This window comes from Ewingella americana, from assembly GCF_006438725.1.
Classification (GTDB): domain Bacteria; phylum Pseudomonadota; class Gammaproteobacteria; order Enterobacterales; family Enterobacteriaceae; genus Ewingella; species Ewingella americana_A.
The window spans coordinates 42,580-61,565 of sequence record NZ_RCZD01000016.1 but is presented as its reverse complement, the minus strand read 5'-3'; the positions used below and the strand labels follow the sequence as shown (position 1 = coordinate 61,565).

Sequence of the window (18,986 nt, the reverse complement as noted above, 5' to 3'; positions counted from 1 at the left end):
CGCAACACGTCATATCAGCGGTTCCAACTTTTATCCGCCGGTGACACCGGTATCCCCTTTCAAGAGACATCATCATGACAAACCGTTTTAAGGCAGCGGCGCTTTCGCTCGCCCTGAGTTTTACCTTCGCTTCAATCCACGCCGGCGCCGCAGAGCCGCAAGAGTTCACACCGGCGCAGCAGTCACGCATCGGCGAGATTGCCGCCGACTACCTGGTGGCCCATCCGCAGGTGCTTATCGAGGTGAGCAAAAAGCTGCAGGCACAGCAGGCAGCCATCAAGGCACAGCTGATGGCACAGTCGGTGCTGAAGGGGCACCGGCTGCTGATGCAGCTTGATGGCGTGCCGGTGAAAGGCCCGCAAAAATCGAAAGTGATTGTGACGGAGTTTTTTGACTACGAATGCATTGCCTGCAGCATGATGGCCCCGGTAATGGAGCAGGTCATGGTCAGCAACCCGGATGTGCGGTTTGCTTTTCGTGACTGGACGATTTTTGCCGGGCATTACCCCGAGTCTACGCAGGCGTCACGCCGGGGTCTGGCCATCTGGAAACAGAAGGGGGCTGATGCCTATATGGCCTACCACAACGGGATTTACGGCACCGGCCATAACGAAGGGAAACTGACGTCAGACGATATTGAAAAAGTGGCCACGGCAGCGGGCGCAGGAGAAGAAGACGTCGCGAACCGCACAGCGGCAGATGCCCTGATCGCGGGTAACAGTGCGCTGGCAGAGCTATTGGGATTAAACGGGACGCCGGGGATCATCGTGATGCCGGCAGAGAACGCGACCGCTGACAACACGACGGTCATTCCGGGCGCCGTGTCCGCTCAGGTGATGCAGCAGGCCATCGATAATGCGATGAAATAAGGCGAGGCCGTGCAGGCCACCAGGTTTGAGGTGGTTTTGCGCGGTGTCAGGAGAAAAACGATGAACGGTGAAAAAACACTGACGATCCACTTTTTTGGCCTGCATGGCTTTATGTTCAGGGATGATGACACCGAGCATCAGCGGGTGCGTTTCAGAACCCGTCCAGGATTGCACCACGAGGCACTGAAAGTGGCCATTGCCGGTCTGACTAAAAGTGTGCCGGAAAACCTGACCTGGGATACGTCCTGTGGAGAAGGTTCCTTTTGCCTGTTGACCGCCAGCGTGTCAGCAGGGACTTATGCATTGCCCTACAAGGAGGAAACAGACTGATGAAGAACAACAGATTGCGGGTGGCCTTACTGGCCATGTTATTAAATGTGGGCGTTTGCACTGCCAACGCGGCCCCGTCGGTACAGGTGGGATTCTCACCGGAAGGCAGCGCGCAGCAGCTGGTACTGCAGACCTTAGACGATGCCCGTCAAAGCGTTCGCCTGATGGGGTACTCGTTTACCTCGCCAGACATTGCCGGTGCGCTGGTCGAAGCAAAGAAACGGGGCGTCGACGTCCAGGTGGTACTGGATGAGGGCGGCAATCGCGGGAAAGCCAGTGTGGCCGCCATGAATTTACTCGTTAATGCGGGGATCCCGGTGCGTACCGTCAGCCAGTTTAAAATCATGCATGACAAGGTGATTATTGTTGATGGCCAGACGGTCGAAACCGGTTCATTCAATTTTACCCGGTCTGCCGCGCGGTCGAATTCGGAGAATGCCCTGGTACTGCATGATGTGCCTGACCTGGCACAAACCTACCTTGCTCACTGGCAGTCGCGCTGGGCGCTAGGCACAGACTGGGTCTCATCCTACTGACAGGCATCCCCCGGCATTTTGAATGGCGAACGTTACCTCTTTTCGCATTTTCGTCTTATCCCGCGCCAACGGGAGTGAAAATGCTTTTTATGCTGCTGATTTAATGAATCTATAGTAGGCTTTCCCAAACGATATATTCAGATCCCTGGGGAGGCCAAAATGTCACAATCTACAGATGTAGCTCCTTCCTCATCGAAACCTAAACGTGCTTACAGAAAAGGCCAGCCATTGTCGGGAACTGAACGACAACTCGCTTCAATTTCTCGTAAGCGGTTAAACCAAAAAGAAATTAAAGTCTTTGTAGACCCCGAGATAAAGTCGATGTTGATGGGAATGTGCAAAGAAGAAGGTGTTACGCAAGCTGAGGTACTTCAGCGCTTAATAAAGAATGAAGCTGAACGAACCAGATAAGTGCGTGGGTTGACATTCTTGCATGTGCCCACAGGTAGTGCTAGATTGCTGATCAGTTAGAGAATTTCTGGTGAGTCACGCCGTAAGGTGGCAGGGAATGGGTGCTGAGAGACAGATTTACAGGCCCAGAAAAGCAAAAACCCCGATAATCTTCCTCAACTTTGGCGGGTCGAAAAGATAATCGGGGCTCACTAAAACTGTATAGAGTTTGTTGCTCTATGCAGGGAGTATAGATTTATGCCTTTTAAAGGTCAACTCCTCCGGCGCAACATAAGCGTTGGGAGCCGTGTCTGAACAACTGTTTCCATTCTCACCGGTAGCAAACAGTGCTTCTGCCAGTGTCTATCGTCCTTCGCGACGGGGTGAGGCTAACCGCCTGCGCAAAGGCCAGTCGAAGACGCACCGCAACAACCAGCCGGTCTACACGGGCAAGACACCGCGCGGGATGGCTGCAAAAGTGGTGGCCTGCTTCCGTCAGCATGACTGGCGTCGAAATGCCGATTTGATCGCGCTTCGCCGTACTGGTTACACGCCTTACTCACGTGCGTCTGACCCCTCTTTTACCCCTAAACCTATGCGTATAACCCCACGCTCTGAGAGCCGTGAGGCACTGACTTCTCTGTCTCTGGTTCTGGCCGCAAATTGTGACTACAGCCCGGACAGCGATTACCTTTTCGAAATGATGCTGCCCGTGGAAGAGATTGCCCGCCGCATGAATGCGCTGCACGTTTATGAGAATGGCCGCAAAGCCTATGACGTGTTATTGCACGCCCTGCGGGTGATGGAACAGCTGGATTACGTGGTGATACACCGTGACCGCGACGCCGATTCTGGCCAGAACAAGCCCATGCGAATTTTTCTCACCGACAAATGCTTCACTTCACGCGGCATCGCCGTTGAAAGCATCCGGGAGTGGTTGCATAAATATCGCCAGTGGGCGGTAGCCAGCGGACTGGCGGAGTCGATGCAACAGAAATACCAGCGTCACCTGCTGAAAATGGCGCGTCTGGGCATCAGTATTGACCGCCACCATTCACTCAAAAACCGTCTGAGACAGATAAAACGCTGGGTTGTCAGCCCGGAGCTGCGCGATGAAAAAGCGCGAACTGAGGCGGATATTGGTGCCGTTCTTGACGAACAGGCGCGTAAAGTGCGGCAGCTGCGTCCGGCAAAAGAGACAAATCGTTACCAGAATGCCTGGCGTCGCTATACTGCCGCCGGCCAGCTGACGATGGTCGCGCAAATGTCACTGGAAAGCGCTCTCAAAGCCGAGTTCCCGACGCTGCTGGCCACCAATGGCGAGAAGTTCTATCAGTTGTTACTTGAACGCGCCGGCGTTCCGCTGTCTTAAACACACCTATCTAAACCTTTCCCCTTCCTGCGATTTCGCGGGCCTGATGCTGGCATTTTTTCCGTTCGCGGATGCCTGGCAGGCTTCCCCACGTCTGTTATCTGCCCAAATGCGCGCCGGCTGCGGTCGACGCGTTATCTCCACGCGTCGCTGGCCAACGTGTGATTAATAAATAATCGTTTAAATTCGGAGGGATTATATTGTCGCATCGGCCTTTCAATTAACTTCGAAAGCACCCCCTTGGATATCATTAATTTCGAACGTTACTTCTGAACAAAACAAGCTTTCTAAAGAAAGAGTACTCCTGAGCCAGCCTACGGCATGGCATCTGGAGTAGGTCCCTTCGCTATGCTCAGGGCAACCACACCTGATCAACAGCATCATCGGCAAAGAAGAAGTAGCTCCCCGGACAAGCCGGGGCATAACACCGGTTTCATTAGTTACAACATTCACTAAACCTTGACCACATCAACCCCCAGCACCGAGCCAGCACGCACCCCCTCCTCCCACCTGAAAAGCCGCCCCGCCCCGGGCCAAAGGCCCGGAACAGAGTGGCTTTATAATGGATGTTGTAACTAGAGAATTGGTATCGCTGGAAGTAGCTTTGCTGAAAGTTCTGAGTACACGCTCGTAGCTTCGCTAACGCTCGCACGCGGAGATACGCCCCTACTGCGGCCACAGGCCTTGTCGGGACCACTCCGACCGCGCACATAAGCTTCTACGTTGCTTTAAGCGGGTTTAGCTTTGCAGGGCGAAGGGGGGGATTGATGAAACCTATTAACTTAGGGCGGCTGCGCCGCGCTTCGGCGACACTTACCTCTATGATCCTTTTTGGCCTAGGTTGTCGCCTTCTATGGGGTCCGCATGGAAAACGGAAAATATCCTACGTTAAGCCTGTTTTTTGAGCAGCCATGACCGGCAGCTTTGAGCGATGAGCAGACGTTGTGTACTATCTTTTATGGTCATGGTTGTGTAGGTACCCCGCTGAATATGGCATATTCATGTGTAGGAAACGTTTGAAAGGAGATAGAGCCAATGTTTCGTGTAGATATAATAAATAAGACACTAATCAAACTAAAACCAACAAACTTCTCGGAACTTGGGCTGAAGGAACGTTTCGATATTCAGGAATGGATCGAAAAAAGCCCGACTATTTTAGGTGAGGAACTACTTGTCATTGGAAAAGAGGTCATTCTTGCCTCTGGGAAGCGCCTTGATTTGCTTTGCGTAAATAAATCGGCAGCACTTGTTGTGGTTGAGTTGAAACGGGATGATTCTGGCTCGTCCGTTGAATGGCAGGCAATCAAGTATGCATCGTATTGCTCAAGTCTCTTGCCCGATGAGATTTTTAAGCTATACGCGTCCTATTTAAAAAAGTCTGAATTTGATGCGACAAAAAAAATTGAGGAATTTATTGATGCTGACATTGAGTTACTTAACGCGAAACAGCATATTATTTTGGTCTCAAAGGAGTTCAACTCAGAAGTAATCTCCGCAGTATTATGGATGCGAGAATATGGCATAGATATTCAATGCACTCGGCTTGCTCCATTTATCGATTCTGACGGTGAACTATTTATCAAACCGGAAACGATTATTCCGTTGCCGGAGGCTAAAGATTATATTAAACGAAAAGAAGTTAAGCAAAGAGCAATTGCTTCCAATCAAGATTATTGGACTGGTAGTTGGTTCGTAAATGTGGGCGAATGCAAATATCGAACTTGGGACGACAACAGACAATTTGGCTTTATTGGAGCAGGTCAAGGGAAGGTGTATTCATCTGCACTTAATCGGCTTGCAGTTGGTGATAAAATTTATGTTTACATGAAGGGATGCGGTTACGTTGGCTTTGGGGAAGTGACCAAACCAGCGGTTATGATTCGCGATTTCATAACTGATTCGAATGTTCCTCTACTCTCCGCAGGATTGAAGGCGGAACATCCAAACGCAAACTCTGACAATGAAGAGTTTTCCGAATGGGTTGTTGGTGTTCGTTGGATCAAGTCTCTTCCGAGAGATCAGGCGAAAACATTTTCTGGCATCTTCGCGAACCAAAATGTCGTCTGTAAATTGCGGCATGAACAGACATTAAAATTTGTGCAATCTGAATTCGGGCAGTAAGCACTGATTTCAGCGAAGTTCGCTGTTGGCACAAAGCTGACCACTGCTACGACCAGGGGCGGCTATGAGCGATGAGCGGAAGTTCGTAAGGCATAACTTATATCGCTGTGTTTTGATCAAAGGGGAGCAGGTCAGGACGGCTAAGAGCGCACAGCTGACGCTTAGCTTGCGGCAGAAATGGCATGGGGGCATCTCAATTATTCGTGGCTATCCACAACGAATTTGATAACTTGAGTCCCCCCATCACCTTAGCGTGCGATCAGACTAATAAAGGAATGACTAATGAAAGCAAGGGTGCTTTTAAGTCTATTATTTTTGGCAATGTCATCTAATGCTGCTGCATTTACTCAATTCAAACCGGCGGTCTTAAATGCTGCTCTTTTGTTCGAGCATGATGCAACTACCGGGAACGTAAAACATAGCCTCCAGTGGATCCGAGATGTTTACGGTAAACTTGAGGTTATGACAGAAGTTAGATATGACCGCAGCGGATGCTTTACTCATATCAACATGGTTGATAAGGCCAATGACCGAGAGTTCCATTTGGTAAACAAAGATGGCGTACTGACCTCTTTTAAAGGCCAGCGTATTACCGGAAAAATCAATGAACGCTGCGAAATCACTGAGCTCGACAATGAAAAGGGCAAATATGTGCTCAGCTATAATGTGCGCGGGTTGCTTGAAACTATCGTGGACAGAGACACTGGCGATGTTGTAGAGCGGTATGAATATCACAATAGCCAATTCCCTGTACGCATAAGCAACTACAAAAATCAAAAGGACAAGCGCATCTTTTACCCATTCGGAAGCGCGCAATTTCTTGACTCAGAGACAGTATCAAAAAGAGGGGAGTTAACTGTCCGGGTGAAGGTGAGCTGTGCTTACACCGCTGATGGTAATGCAGATAAATGCTCGCTGATAACCTCCACTAATGACAACTATCACGGCTCAATCCTTATCTGGATTTCTAATCACGAAACGGAATATTTCTGAATCTATTAAAAATGGCTGAGCCAACACAACCTCATCCATATGGTTGACCTGCTCCCTGATTTTTAACGCAACGCAATATTATCAATGTCCGCTTTGGCACAAAACCGCCCCCAAAAAGGATTTCAATGGACTGCTATGAGCGAGAAGCGGACATCGCTACTCATAGTGAATCCGTATCATTGGTAGATCAGTGGTTTTGAGAACATCAAAGCATTTTTACAGTGTCATCTAACCAAGCGGGAAGCTTTTCTCTGTACCAGTTGAGATATAAATGAAAATCACTTTTCTGCCGTTCATTAAGCAGTACCACTACCTCGGTAACAATCCATGCTTTGGCAATTGCAATTTCTTTAGCCAAATCATTAGGCTTAGAATGACGAGATATACAGTTATAGCGTTCTGAAAAATCGATAAATTTTTGTATAGAGCCCATTCCCTTTATTAGGGGAGCAAGGTCAATTGCTGGGCTTCCAATGCTGAACCTCTCCCAGTCGAAAAGAACTAAATCACCGTCATCCCTTTTTCCCCAATTACCGGCATTACTATCACCTGAAATTAAGCACTGACCACTAAACAGAGCATCACTTGCCTGCTGGAAATGCCGTAACTGTTGTGTTGATCTGCCCGGTAATGCCAAAAGATTGAGCGATTTTTCGAGCGCTGATTCTGACCAAGTGTGATTGTGATAAACCCACGAAGGGTCAGGTGGATAGCAATGCAAGCGAGACAGAATTGACAAAACTTCATCTCCTGCAACTTCGTCCTGACCAACTTTATGTGGGATATATTCCAGTCTCAGCTTGCTTAAGGATGGATCGGCGTACAAGAGCTTTGGGGTGGCAATGTCTACCTTAGCGAGACTCTTGGCTGCATATTGATAAAAACTATATTCAACATTACTGACAGGACATTTCTCGACTAACTGATGACCTGTTTCATCCATAAAAAGTGCCACTTTGGCGATACCCATTCTGGATATATTATCAACAGACATGCATCTTTCCTTTAGCGTTGGCCAGTTGGATAACTCTGAGGCGTTTGAGTTTTGCTCAAACTGGCAGTCATGCTGATATCTCTCCTCCCCAAAGTTAGCATATTGTGATGGTTGCGACTTCCGCTTCTGGCACTGAGCTGCCTGTCAGATGTAATGGTCTAATCAAGCCGTATACTTTGTTAGAGATATAATGGCAACGCTAACGAGGAGAGAATGCGAAGAAAAACGTTTACCCATGAGTTCAAGCAGGAATGTGTCAATTTGGTTCTGCAGCACAACTGCCCGGTGATCCAGGCTACTTAAACCTATCTTCACTAATTTCAGAATCTTAATTTGTTTTTTTCATCACACCCTAATTTATTTCCATTTTTACAAGATTTATTAATCCATTCTTTGGCTAATACTTGGTTTTGTTCGACGCCACGCCCTTCGGCATACATAACACCGAGGACTGCCTGGGAGAACGCATAATCTTGCTGTGCAGCCAACGCAGTCCAATTATAGGCCTGAGTTAAATCCATCTTCGCGCCGAGGCCAATCCCATACATCTGGCCTAGACGGGCTTGTGAAAATGCATCTCCCTGCTTTGCCGCCAGCATAAACAACTGAAACGCCTTACTGTCGTCCTGTTTCACCCCATCACCATTCGCGTACATCTGCCCGAGGTTAAACTGTGCAAAAGCAAACCCCTGGTTAGCGGCCAGCGTTAACCATTCCACTGCTTTGCTATTATTCTGCTTCACACCTTTGCCATGTTTGTACGCCATTCCAAGATTATATTGTGCCTTTGCGAGTCCCTGATTAGCGGCCAGCATTAACCATTCAGCTGCTTTGTCATCATCCTTTTTCACACCAACGCCATTATTGTAGGCTACTCCGAGGTTGAATTGAGCAGGAGCATAACCATGCTTTGCAGCCAAGGTATACCATTCAATAGCTTTGCTATCATCGTGTTTTACACCTTGCCCCGTCGCGTACATATAGCCAAGATTCTGCTGAGCATGTTCATCACCTTGTCGGGCAGCCAAGGTATACCATTCAATGGCTTTGCTATCATCGTGTTTTACACCTTGCCCCTTTGCATACATATAGCCAAGATGCTCCTGAGCATCTTTATCACCTTGTCGGGCAGCTAAAGTGAACCATTCCACTGCTTTGGCATTATCCTGTTTCACTCCATGCCCAAGATCGTACATTACTCCAAGATTGTACTGTGTAGACACCAGACCTTGCCTGGCAGCTAATGTGTACCATTCAAAAGCTTTGCTATCGTCTTTTTCTACGCCACGCCCTTCCTCGTACATCAAACCGAGAGAACCTTGCGCATACGCATCGCCATTCTTTGCAGCCAAAGTGTACCATTCAAACATTTTGCTAATATTTTTATTAACGCCCTTACCTACGTCGAACATAAGACCAATATAATATTGAGCACGAGAATTACCGTTATTTGCAAATTTAAGGCAGTGTTCAAAAGAATTCATTGGTATGACTTCGGTATTAAACACATTCCGGCAGTCCTCCAAGCTTTCAGCATTTGTGTTAAAACAGCTAAATGAAATCAAGATGAATAGTGCTTTTTTTTTCATAATTAAAGATATCCCTAAAGTGGCATGCCTCTATTTTTCTTCACTAAATAAGCTTATATGAATTTGTATACTTTCTCCGACGTAAGATTGCGGAGAAGTCATTCTATTAGCTCTAATCCCTGCATCTTACAAAAAACCTTATGAAAATGACAATATTGTGACGTGTACCCCATCAGTCCCCGTAGCAGCTTCAATGGCTCCCTTGAAGTGGTCGACATACATTGGCCAAGATATGAGAGCTTTTCTTGAACAAATTAACGTCTGCTTTTGGCACAGAGCAGCCGAAGCAACACCAGGGGACTGCTAAGAGCGAAGAGCGGAAGTTCAGGATTGTTCTAACTGCTAGTGTAGGTTTAACTCACATTTCTGTGAGTTAAACAACGGGAGCAGCTCAGACGCAAATAATCGGATTCTGTTCAATGAGGAGCAAATTAAATAAGGTTCTCCTTAGTTAAATAGTGCCTCTGCATACCAACTTTTGGACAATCCTTTAATGACATCTGCAGAACATAGCCTTGCTTTTCATAGAATGGGGCAGCTTGAAAACTGAATGTATCTACAAGTGCATGATTACATCCTATTTTTACCGCCTCCTGTTCGGCTTTTTTTATCATAATCCCACCTAATCCTTTACCTCTCGCATCATCGCTGACCCATAGATAATCAATGCATAACCATAAGCCTTTCCTACTCGCTATTAGGCCGCCGATCATTACCCCAGCATCATTTCTGCAAAAAATGCCAAGTGGTTTGCGTGATCTTGTTTCAATAAATTGAGAGTTATAGTCTCTTAGGCCAGCTAAAAGTACTTCAGTGTCGTTGCTAGTAACTTCATGAGTTATTGTAATATCCATATTCACCTATTCTTTTACGGAGGGGATATTATTTTCAAGATAAAGAATATTTATACAATCTATTCTTGCCTACTTCCCATTCATTAGCAAATAGTGGTATTGACCATGTCCGCTTTTGGCACAGAGCAGACATGCTGATGTGACTGGTCCGCTTTGAGCGAACAGCGGATGTTGCAACCATTCTCCTCGTAACGTAAATAGTGATGTATTAATCATCGGGGCTTAAGTCACCAATATATGAGCTCGTATTTTACCTAATAGAAAGGGGTAGACATTTGGTCGTAACTATTGATGTTGCAAAAGTGCTCTCATTTCTGGAAAAAGGATCGAAACGAATGCATCATACTGTAGATCAAATTCTGTACTTTCATCAAGATAAGACATGAACCGAATAACGGTCTCAGCCTGCTTGTCTGTTGTTGGCGGTTGAAAACCTCTCCAGCCTAGCAGGAATAAACGCCTTAAAGGGTGTTTTCCATGTTTCCCTCTGTTTAGGGCGGCAGCAAGGACATCATAAGCTGAAGGTAATTTGCTACCAACAGTACGAGCATGTTTGAAAGACAACAAGACAGGAAGAACTCCTTTCATATTCCAAAAACTCCAGCCTAAACACGGAGAAAAAGTCTCATCCCAGTAGGGGTAACGAGTTAAGGAAAAAAAAGTCGCAAATACAGCTTCATGCATATGATCCGGAGAACCTTCATCATAATAGTTCAAGGCGACATCAAGAAAATTATCCAGAGCATCACCCCAACTAAGCTCGTAATTAAAAGCTCTTTTTCCAAGCTCTGCCTGCTTTATACGCTCCCATGAACCATGAGCACGCAATTGTACTTCAACCAATCTCTGCTCTGTTTGAGTATAATAACCTCCTCTAACTTTACTGATACCGTGTTTAAGCATAAGTATAACCGTGGCTTCACTCTCTATTATTTCTGCTTCACGAGCATTTTTCGTTCCTGTTTCTATCGCATACATCAGTCGACGAGGAGCATTTATTCGGGTCCACTCTGCACCTTTGCCATTAAAGTGCTCATCTATTCTCTTTTTTATATCTGCGGTCAATCCAACATAGTAACATCCATTCGACAACTCAAGGACATACAGGTAGATATCAACTGGAGTCTGAGCATTAAACCAGTGCCCGGTTTTATATTCATCACAAGTTTTAGCACTAACATTGCCACCACTTAACCTAATAAATTCTTCCGCTGCTTCATCAGGAATTACCTTACCAATTATTCGCTGCTTCCATCCGGGAGTGGGCGGCCATTCTTCACCCAGCAACTCAATCTGCCGCCGTTTATGTGAGCCTCTTTGAGTTGCCCCTGCCATTAATAATTCCATAGTGATAATCATCAGCATCCTCATGATGATAAATGTTTTACCCAACTTAGATAATTGTTGTATGGCGGTCAACTGTACCCACCACTATTTGGCGAAATTCGAGATATCTATAACGTCCGCTCTTGGCACAAAGCGGACCGTCATACCTGCTTAAGTCACTGGCTTAGCGTAGGATATTTTCCGTTTTCCAAGCGGCCCCCTTCATGCGTAAACGCATAACTAAAAAAATATTTCAAAACATTTAGTTAGGCTAATTCTCACGGTATAATTAACAATATGTGTCGTGTATGTACTGCGTACAAAATGGGTAACACCAGGGAGAAGTAAATATCTGTGAGCACTGAATCGTTGACGAGAAAATCCGCCCATCCGGCATGGTGTGCCATGGTCGCCCTTTAGCTGGCAAAACGTGACGGCCAGGTCAGTTCTGAATCACAGGAAAATTTGTTCATGACTCGCTGATTGGCCACCGCGATTAAACAGCACCGATTTCCCAGCGATGTGGCCCCGGATATTGAATGGTTGCTGAAGCAGGGGCGGACGCTGGGAGCCAGGGCAAAGATGCTTCACAAGCTTGGCTCCGCTACTCCGGAAACCCTAGCTCGAGCAGTTGATGGCCGCCGAGCGTTAGCTCAGGCCGAAAAGCGCAATACCGGGATAGCACTTTGGCACTGCATCGGTCCAGACGAACCGCCACCATAGACCGACGCTACCAGGCCCGCCGGTGCATGTGCAGATTAATGAAACACCCCTTAAACCATATATTTAGGAATATGCTATGTCTCATGGATGTGCCCGATGCAACGGACGGCGTTTTTTAAAGTTTGTTCCGGAAGATAGAATAGATGTCGTCCAGAATGGGCTGATATGTATGACCCCACCTGTGAGGTTAAATGACCCATTTGAAGTTAATCCTATCGTTATAGAGCTTGACCCCGATAATTATAATAATCCGGATGTACCCACAGATTTATTAACCCCCGAGGATCATGAATACTCATATAAACGACAGAATCTTAAATATGAATACATGGATAAATATAGGACGTTTGCTAACAACTTTGGAATATTATCTTTAGTAAGCGGTGATGATATGTCAATTATGCCCGGCATTGAGGTCGTGAATCCAAAAGATCCTCGTCGGAATTTGTTGATGTGGGCTCATTATGCGAATCAACATAAAGGTTTTGTTATAGAATTTAGCAGTGATTTTATGACATCTGAGGGTTTTCCTGAGCAGGAAATTATTGAAGTTAATTACCATGATGAAAGGCCTTTTATCCTCTTTGAAGATATCGATGCAAAGAACACTGACGCATTCTATAGAAAAGGTGCTAGTTGGATGTATGAGCAGGAGTGGCGGTTAGTCCGGCCGCTGTCAGAAGCGGCTTCCGTTACAGAGGAAGGCCACCACCTTTTTAAATTTAATCGTGCATCCATTGTTTCTATCACCGCCGGTTGCCGAATGAGTGATGAAAAAAAGGAAGCGTTGAAAACCTTGATAAGAACTGACCCTGAGCTTGTACATACTAAATATCTACAGGCAAGGATAGGTAATGAACATAATACCGTGGTGTTTGATGATTTCATTTTTGACGGTAAACGTGAACTTACAAATGGTCCAATTTTAAAAAATGGCATGGGAATGATTGAATTTGGATTTAATCAGTTGTGCCCATCTTCGATGAGAAAATATTTAGGAAAAGAAAATGAAATGCCAACAGATGACTAAGTTTTTCATCATCTATTAATAGCAGTCATTATCGATCACAGAAATAGGAGTTTTTAAATTCTAAAATACTTCAATTATGTGTTTATTGATGTAGGTCTATGATGTACAAACGCGGCATCTGGATATAACAAAGCGCCTGATGCCGATTGGCATGAGTATAGCAATTTATATCCCGGTCAGGGCGCATTAGGGTTTACGCGAGGACTGCCTAACCCCTCCCGCAACTCCGCCCAGGCAGCACCCCAAAAACTACATGTAGTGCTCCGGTCCAATGCTAAAGCTACCAGATGTAGTGTTTTTATGCCTTTTTACGTGGAGTTTTTTCCTGTTGACGTCAAAGGGAAAATTTTTCCCGTCCCATTTTATATAATATATTAGGATTCAGGGACTTGCATACTATCTGACCCGATTCGGCGGCAGTGGCGGAGCGTTGCTGACCGCCAGATCCCCTCCTCGTTAGGCTACGAACGTCAGATAATGTCCACCCTGACCAGCCGGTGATAGCTGCTTTTTACCTGCAAAATACTCCCCTGCACCGCGAGCTGGACGTTGTCCCCCGGCTGCAGGAAAGCAACATTTTCGGCCAGCGTAATATTGTCTGTAGCCACCCGAAGCCATTCGTCTTCTTCGTTAAAGAGCACACCCAAAAAAATGACTTCAGACGTGCTGGTCATCACATGCGCTGTTTGTTTTATCGTTCCCGTAAACGTGCTTTTTCTGCCTGTCATAACGTCATTGACCCCATACGATCATTATAAAACCAATAGCGGAGTACCTAATATCTTTCAGGTACTGTATTACATTTCTGGTAATTACTATTATTGATCCAGATTCAGCATGACCCCGTACAAATGGTTGGTAAAGCGCTTGTCTACTTCCTGTGGCCAGCGTGGCGGATCGGTTTGTAGCAATCCCAGCGTCCGCATCCCCTTATGCTGCTCGGTTTTCCTTTCGCAGTATTCGTTATCGGTGTATCCCATGGTCTCGATGACCACGATACGTTCCCCGCCGTCTGGCATTTTGGCCTGTATGATAAAATCCGGTAGCACAAAGCCTTTCTCACCCTCGACCTCCACCTCAATATCAAACAGGGGTTTCACCAGGGTAAGCTCACCCGCTTTGCCTTTAAGCCAGGTGGCCACCTCTGCGATCCCTTCCAGCGTCTGCCGCTCCAGCCCGCTGTCTACGGGCACCGGACAGTTCCGGCGGAAAAGGGCGTGCGCATACCCTTCGCTGCATATCAGACCACCCTCAGCCCCGCGCCGAAAGGCCAGGATCACCCAGTAAGGGGGCCTCACACCTTCCTGCGACTCCCCGTTGATGCTGACACCCCGCTCAGGAAAAAACCGACGTTCTCCCCCGTTCCAGGCGAAGGTCACGTGCTCACGGCTGACCAGGTCTGACATGAATATTTGATAAAAAACCCGGGCTTTTCCGGCGGGCCAGTTGGCGTCCGGACGCTCCAGATCCAGCATCAGCTTTTCCTGGGCAGCTTCGCCCATCGCCGGCTGAAAGCGCACGATTTCCGAAAGCCGGCGGCCGCGGATAAACTCCTGCACACCGGCTGAGGCCGCGAGAGCGTCAAGCCATGTTCTGGCCGTCTGGTTAGGCAGCGGACTGACCGGACTGAAGGTGTTCAGCCTCGCATCCTCAATGAGCGTCATAAGCAGGCGCGCGAGTCGCGGCCGGCGTTTGCGGCGGGTTCGATCCTCGCCTGCGCTGACCGGCTTGCCCGGCGCCTTGATGGTCGCATCCGACTCGTCGGCAGGTAAGAAATCGCGGTAATTGAGGCGTTTGCTGCCGGCGGATTTCCGGGTTCCGGCGCGGGTGGCTCCCTCATCGCCCTTAAAGACTCGGAACATCGGACAGGAGGGATCATGACTGTGGCCAAACCCGGACAGGAACAGCGTCTGGGTTTCCGACATCAGGTTGGCACTGTTGAGTGCGGGCGTGTCGCCGCCCACGCAGCTGCACTGCAGCCAGAGCTCACTTTTACGCATTTCGAGGATAACGCTTTCTGCCAATGCGCGTTCCTGAGCACTGCGCACCTGCTTGCGGGCAAAGACATTACTGACGGCGGTTTCTTCTTCCTCCGCTAACCAGCGTCTTAAGGCACCGCGTGGAGCCTTTTTTTGGATGAGTTTCATGGCCATGGTGTTCTCCTTTCTCATGCCGTGGCAGTATTTATGAACCAATGTATCGGGCAATAGCCTCCATTATCAGTGGTGCCGTCTTATCTATGCCCGCGTTCAGTAAACCCTGGGCTGCCATGCCGCTGATTTTACCAATCCACGCCGAAACTTTAGGCCCATAATGGCCTGGTTCAGCCGGGCCGGGTTCACTATCCAGGGCTGTTTTCAGCTCTTGTACGTCAGCGCCTGATATTCCCAGTGTTTCCAATAATTGCTTTAGGGAGGCAAAATCACCGGCAGCAATCTGTTGCGTGTTGTACTGTATAAAATCGTGATTATCAGCACCCATCACACCCGCGTTATTGACCGTGCCATGGAAGTTAAAGTTGGTTGTCGTCATTGAAGCTCTTTCCTTATCCTTTTGGGAGAATTGCAAATTTTCACCAAGAATGCCTTGTTGCTCAAGTTTGAGCGACCAGTCAAGCAGGCGATTTCTGACCTGTTGGGCAATGTTGAGCAGCGCGTGATTTCCTACGACTCTCAGGAGACTAAACCGAAGACATTCGGGCTGGCTAGCCTGAAGTGTGTGGGATAATTGGGTGGGTAGATAGAATCGCGAATAGTCGCCTTCAGGAAGAAACTCAAGTTCACTTAGGGCGTTTTTTAAACAGACTGTCGATAATTTACTTTCCAGTTCCCTATTTGCTATCGGTGCCTCAATTAAGCCACGCATCGGGTTGAATGCTCTCAGTTGCCCCCGGATCATTCGGTATTCGGGAACTTGAGCGCTTGGATAACCGTTAAGTTCACAGTCGATCCATTCAGAGACATCCGGCAACGCCAGTTTTGCCGCTATAGCCTTTGCCATCCTTAATAAATCTGAAGTCGGTATATGAGTGTCTAATGCCATTGCCTGAAAGCGGATCACCATCGGTTCGCTCATTTTTTTCCCTCTACGTCGTTTTCTTTAACCATCATTCTTATATAACTATGAATCTTAAGTGGTTTTTATGGCATTGATTTCATGTGATAAAATTACCGTTCCATTCTACGACGCCTCTCTCGGCCGGGTTTGCCGACTAACCGCGCATGTTCATTAAGTAGGTACGTTATGTAACTTCGGGTCAGGTCACAGAACAATCTGGCCTCATTCTGTGTTAATTCCGCATGCCCGTCTAAGGTAGATCCGTGACGTACTCCGCCACCCTCGGGGGCAGACAGGAATCCGTACATGTTGTCTAACCATGTTATGACACGCTCAAGCGTTTTTCCCTGATGAAGACGCTGCAAATCACCGATAATTTTAGAAAAATATTTTCCCTTAATATTTCCGTCTTCAGAGACTTTAACTCCGCGAAAAGCCGAGGTGATCGTCTCAAGCAACCAAAGAATTTCTTGGACGGCGGCGCGGTGACTGCCTGACGTCAGGTAGGCCTCAGACTCTTGTAATGAACTCTGTATAAGCGCTGTTGCCTGCTCATCCAGTGAAGGATTAACGTCGGGAACCGCTATGGGAACATAGTTATCCGTAGCAATAAGGTCTGGCGGTGAGATAATCAATCCGCAGGGAGCAAGGAACGAATTAATAAATGGCCACGGCGGTATAGGAGAACTTTTACCCTTTGATTCAATTTCCGGCTTTGTTGAATAAATCGGATTGAGACAAAAGCTTTCCCGAATTGAAGAGCTATCAGGCAACACGCACACTTTTTGGCATGCCTGCACGCGTCATTTTGTTCAATGCACGGATCATGGCCATAGCCTCACCGACCTGCGCATCGTAGTCACGCAGCGTCAGGTGGCCACCGAACAGTTGTTTTACGCGGTACATCGCCGTTTCGGCCACTGAACGCCGGTTATAAGCCGTGTGCCATTTCCAGTAAGCATTGCTTCCCGTAAGCCGTTGCCTCGCCACCGCCTGATTTCTGTCGGCATACTCCTCCGGCCAGTAACCCGCCCGGGTTCGCGGCGGGATAAGTGCCCTGATTTTCTTACGCCGCAGTTCGTCATGGCATAGTTTTGTGTCATAAGCTCCATCGGCGGAAGCTACTTTAATTTTCCGGTGGGTCTGCCGAATAAGTCCCGGGAATGCCTCTGCATCGGTCACGTTGTTCAGGGATAAATCAGCGCAGATAACCTCATGAGTTTCGGCGTCCACCGCCAGGTGCAGTTTCCGCCAGACGCGGCGCTTTTCCTGACCGTGCTTTTTCACCTTCCATTCGCCTTCACCGAAGACTTTTAAGCCGGTGGAATCGATAACGAGATGGGCAATCTCGCCGCGCGTGGTGTTTTTGAAAGGGATACATACGGACTTAGCCCGCCTGCTGACGCAGGAGTAATCCGGGCAACGGAGCGGGAGCTTCATTAAGGTAAAAATGGAATCAATGAATCCCTGAGCGGCGCGTAGTGTGAGGCGAAAGACGCGTTTGAGCATCAGTACGGTGGAAATAGCGAGCTCAGAATAGCGTTGCGGACGACCTCGTGAAGATGTTTTGGGTTCGTCATACCAGGCCTGAATGGCCGACTCATCAATCCAGAATGTCAGAGAACCCCGATTGACGAGAGCCTTGTTGTAGGTAGCCCAGTTGGTGATTTTGAACTTTTGTTTTGCCACGTGATACCACCAGAGGGGGCAGGAATGTGGTGATCTGATCCTGATTGCGGCCAAAAGTTCGATTTATTCAACAAAGCCGAGCCGAGATCATGAGGCCGACAAAAGCGTTTCCGAACTCGTGGAAAAACTGGGCTTTGCTCCAATTTCGCTTGGTTCTATTGCCGATGGCGGCAAGTTGTTGGGTCTGGGCGGGCCGCTCATACTTCAGAACATTATCAAATATCAGTAATTGAATTCCGCTTCTGGCCCAAAAGCAGACAATCACGACAGGCGGATATCGGCCAGAGTCAAGCAGTCTGTGGGGTCTGGGGAGCAATGGGACAGAGAAGTCGGTTAAGCCTGCGAACTCGCCTGACCCAGGTTCGAGGGGCAATGACCTGCGGGGATATTCGAGCGCGACGTGACGCCGACAACGAGTGAGCTGTGGGCGAATTGGACGCGACAAACCAAGGGCAGTACCGACCCTGAGCAGCCGCTGGCGGTGGTGAAACATCAATGGCGACTTCCCGGACCGTTTCGGACACGGCCCTGCCATTCGCTGCGCCGTGTCGCCGGTGGTGTGTGCATATCATTCGTGCGGTGTGACAGGGCGCGCTTGCCGTCTTGCTCATTCCTTGCTCACAGGAAAGACACATCCGCCATTGCGGACCAGCGCCTTCACCTCCTCGCTCGCCTGCATGGGGTTTTGACTTAATCGAGCAACTAAATCCTCGTGGCGCCGCACGTACGACTTCGAATCATGCTTCGCGCTCCAGAGCACAATGTTGATCACAATGGGAATGAGGTCCAGGCCCTTCTCGGTCAGCGTGTAGAAGTCCTTGCGCCTGTCGTCGGGGCTGGGCGCCTTCGAGAGAATCCCTTGCGCCGCAAGAAAGGCAAGGCGGGAAGCAAGGACATTAGTCGCGATTCCCTCTTCCGATTTCAGAAACTGGCCATACGTCTTCTTACCAACAAAAACGATGTCGCGAATGATCAAGAGCGACCACCGGTCGCCGAAGATCTCCACGCCGTAGTTCACTGCGCAATGGGACCGAACGTCTTCTTTAGATGTTGTTTTCATGCCCGGATTATAACATCGCTTTCATGGTGCAAGTAAAACTCCGAAATTCACTT

The 18,986-nt window shown here is 48.1% G+C and carries 18 protein-coding genes and 1 pseudogene; 9 read left to right on the top strand and 10 right to left on the bottom strand.

The genetic code is table 11. The features are described 5' to 3' along the window. Positions 1–74: 74 nt before the first annotated feature. The 7 genes from EAH77_RS22155 (at position 75) to EAH77_RS22115 (ending at position 6,611) form a co-directional block, all read left to right on the top strand. Positions 75–869 carry a DsbA family protein gene (locus tag EAH77_RS22155; RefSeq protein ID WP_140475167.1) on the top strand — a complete coding sequence of 265 codons (795 nt, stop codon included), beginning with the start codon at positions 75–77 and terminating at the stop codon, positions 867–869. Positions 870–929: 60 nt separating this feature from the next. Next, entirely contained in the window at positions 930–1,199 is a 270-nt protein-coding gene (locus tag EAH77_RS22150; protein WP_140475165.1) for a hypothetical protein, read from the top strand. Next, a complete protein-coding gene (locus EAH77_RS22145; RefSeq protein ID WP_140475163.1) occupies positions 1,199–1,735 on the top strand; it encodes a phospholipase D family protein in 537 nt (178 codons plus the stop codon). The genes EAH77_RS22150 and EAH77_RS22145 overlap by 1 nt, the downstream gene beginning before the upstream one ends. A 159-nt stretch (positions 1,736–1,894) precedes the next feature. After that, positions 1,895–2,146 (top strand): replication regulatory protein RepA, encoded by a 252-nt coding sequence (repA, locus tag EAH77_RS22140; protein WP_140475161.1) that lies wholly within the window; start codon positions 1,895–1,897, stop codon positions 2,144–2,146. A gap of 286 nt (positions 2,147–2,432) precedes the next feature. Next, positions 2,433–3,497 carry a Replication protein gene (locus EAH77_RS22130; RefSeq protein ID WP_140475159.1) on the top strand — a complete coding sequence of 355 codons (1,065 nt, stop codon included), beginning with the start codon at positions 2,433–2,435 and terminating at the stop codon, positions 3,495–3,497. Between the two features lie 1,035 nt (positions 3,498–4,532). Beyond that, positions 4,533–5,618, top strand: a complete 1,086-nt coding sequence (locus EAH77_RS22120) for a DUF91 domain-containing protein (RefSeq protein WP_140475155.1) — start codon at positions 4,533–4,535, stop codon at positions 5,616–5,618. A gap of 282 nt (positions 5,619–5,900) precedes the next feature. Then, complete coding sequence (locus tag EAH77_RS22115; RefSeq protein WP_140475153.1) at positions 5,901–6,611, top strand: YnfC family lipoprotein; 711 nt, start codon at positions 5,901–5,903, stop codon at positions 6,609–6,611. Positions 6,612–6,816: 205 nt separating this feature from the next. On the opposite strand, the gene EAH77_RS22110 is transcribed toward EAH77_RS22115, so the two are convergent. The 4 genes from EAH77_RS22110 to EAH77_RS22095 all read right to left on the bottom strand — a co-directional run bounded on the left by EAH77_RS22110 (position 6,817) and on the right by EAH77_RS22095 (position 11,407). Next, complete coding sequence (locus EAH77_RS22110) at positions 6,817–7,605, bottom strand: aminoglycoside phosphotransferase (RefSeq protein WP_140475151.1); 789 nt, start codon at positions 7,603–7,605, stop codon at positions 6,817–6,819. 320 nt (positions 7,606–7,925) lie between these two features. Beyond that, a complete protein-coding gene (locus tag EAH77_RS22105) occupies positions 7,926–9,194 on the bottom strand; it encodes an SEL1-like repeat protein (protein ID WP_140475149.1) in 1,269 nt (422 codons plus the stop codon). Between the two features lie 431 nt (positions 9,195–9,625). Beyond that, a complete protein-coding gene (locus tag EAH77_RS22100; RefSeq protein ID WP_140475147.1) occupies positions 9,626–10,048 on the bottom strand; it encodes a GNAT family N-acetyltransferase in 423 nt (140 codons plus the stop codon). A 285-nt stretch (positions 10,049–10,333) separates the two neighbouring features. Beyond that, positions 10,334–11,407 (bottom strand): GIY-YIG nuclease family protein, encoded by a 1,074-nt coding sequence (locus EAH77_RS22095; RefSeq protein WP_161985844.1) that lies wholly within the window; start codon positions 11,405–11,407, stop codon positions 10,334–10,336. Positions 11,408–11,794: 387 nt separating this feature from the next. Between EAH77_RS22095 and EAH77_RS25630 the strand changes: the two are divergent. Next, positions 11,795–11,971: pseudogene (locus EAH77_RS25630) on the top strand (DUF2913 family protein); the annotation flags it as partial. Positions 11,972–12,173: 202 nt separating this feature from the next. Next, positions 12,174–13,127, top strand: coding sequence for a DUF2971 domain-containing protein (locus EAH77_RS22085; RefSeq protein ID WP_140475143.1), 954 nt, complete (start codon positions 12,174–12,176; stop codon positions 13,125–13,127). Positions 13,128–13,597: 470 nt separating this feature from the next. Here EAH77_RS22085 and EAH77_RS22080 read toward each other — a convergent pair whose 3' ends face one another. From EAH77_RS22080 to EAH77_RS22055, 6 genes are all read right to left on the bottom strand, one after another. Beyond that, positions 13,598–13,801 carry a hypothetical protein gene (locus EAH77_RS22080; protein ID WP_140475141.1) on the bottom strand — a complete coding sequence of 68 codons (204 nt, stop codon included), beginning with the start codon at positions 13,799–13,801 and terminating at the stop codon, positions 13,598–13,600. Positions 13,802–13,945: 144 nt separating this feature from the next. Continuing rightward, positions 13,946–15,280, bottom strand: a complete 1,335-nt coding sequence (locus tag EAH77_RS22075) for a hypothetical protein (RefSeq protein WP_140475139.1) — start codon at positions 15,278–15,280, stop codon at positions 13,946–13,948. A 31-nt stretch (positions 15,281–15,311) separates the two neighbouring features. After that, positions 15,312–16,202 carry a hypothetical protein gene (locus tag EAH77_RS22070; protein WP_140475137.1) on the bottom strand — a complete coding sequence of 297 codons (891 nt, stop codon included), beginning with the start codon at positions 16,200–16,202 and terminating at the stop codon, positions 15,312–15,314. A gap of 92 nt (positions 16,203–16,294) precedes the next feature. Beyond that, positions 16,295–16,957 carry a hypothetical protein gene (locus EAH77_RS22065; RefSeq protein WP_140475135.1) on the bottom strand — a complete coding sequence of 221 codons (663 nt, stop codon included), beginning with the start codon at positions 16,955–16,957 and terminating at the stop codon, positions 16,295–16,297. Beyond that, positions 16,950–17,873 carry an IS5 family transposase gene (locus EAH77_RS22060; protein ID WP_140475133.1) on the bottom strand — a complete coding sequence of 308 codons (924 nt, stop codon included), beginning with the start codon at positions 17,871–17,873 and terminating at the stop codon, positions 16,950–16,952. Before EAH77_RS22060 ends, EAH77_RS22065 begins: the two co-directional genes overlap by 8 nt. 607 nt (positions 17,874–18,480) lie before the next feature. Then, positions 18,481–18,933: a winged helix-turn-helix transcriptional regulator gene (locus EAH77_RS22055; protein ID WP_140475131.1), complete on the bottom strand. Its 453-nt coding sequence runs from the start codon at positions 18,931–18,933 to the stop codon at positions 18,481–18,483. Positions 18,934–18,986: the final 53 nt, after the last annotated feature.

Coding starts and splice junctions, on each gene's coding strand:
- EAH77_RS22155 (WP_140475167.1), top strand. CDS start 75: ATGACAAACCGTTTTAAGGCAGCGGCGCTTTCGCTCGCCCTGAGTTTT.
- EAH77_RS22150 (WP_140475165.1), top strand. CDS start 930: ATGAACGGTGAAAAAACACTGACGATCCACTTTTTTGGCCTGCATGGC.
- EAH77_RS22145 (WP_140475163.1), top strand. CDS start 1,199: ATGAAGAACAACAGATTGCGGGTGGCCTTACTGGCCATGTTATTAAAT.
- repA (WP_140475161.1), top strand. CDS start 1,895: ATGTCACAATCTACAGATGTAGCTCCTTCCTCATCGAAACCTAAACGT.
- EAH77_RS22120 (WP_140475155.1), top strand. CDS start 4,533: ATGTTTCGTGTAGATATAATAAATAAGACACTAATCAAACTAAAACCA.
- EAH77_RS22115 (WP_140475153.1), top strand. CDS start 5,901: ATGAAAGCAAGGGTGCTTTTAAGTCTATTATTTTTGGCAATGTCATCT.
- EAH77_RS22110 (WP_140475151.1), bottom strand. CDS start 7,605: ATGTCTGTTGATAATATATCCAGAATGGGTATCGCCAAAGTGGCACTT.
- EAH77_RS22105 (WP_140475149.1), bottom strand. CDS start 9,194: ATGAAAAAAAAAGCACTATTCATCTTGATTTCATTTAGCTGTTTTAAC.
- EAH77_RS22100 (WP_140475147.1), bottom strand. CDS start 10,048: ATGGATATTACAATAACTCATGAAGTTACTAGCAACGACACTGAAGTA.
- EAH77_RS22095 (WP_161985844.1), bottom strand. CDS start 11,407: ATGATTATCACTATGGAATTATTAATGGCAGGGGCAACTCAAAGAGGC.
- EAH77_RS22085 (WP_140475143.1), top strand. CDS start 12,174: ATGTCTCATGGATGTGCCCGATGCAACGGACGGCGTTTTTTAAAGTTT.
- EAH77_RS22080 (WP_140475141.1), bottom strand. CDS start 13,801: ATGACCAGCACGTCTGAAGTCATTTTTTTGGGTGTGCTCTTTAACGAA.
- EAH77_RS22075 (WP_140475139.1), bottom strand. CDS start 15,280: ATGGCCATGAAACTCATCCAAAAAAAGGCTCCACGCGGTGCCTTAAGA.
- EAH77_RS22070 (WP_140475137.1), bottom strand. CDS start 16,202: ATGAGCGAACCGATGGTGATCCGCTTTCAGGCAATGGCATTAGACACT.
- EAH77_RS22055 (WP_140475131.1), bottom strand. CDS start 18,933: ATGAAAACAACATCTAAAGAAGACGTTCGGTCCCATTGCGCAGTGAAC.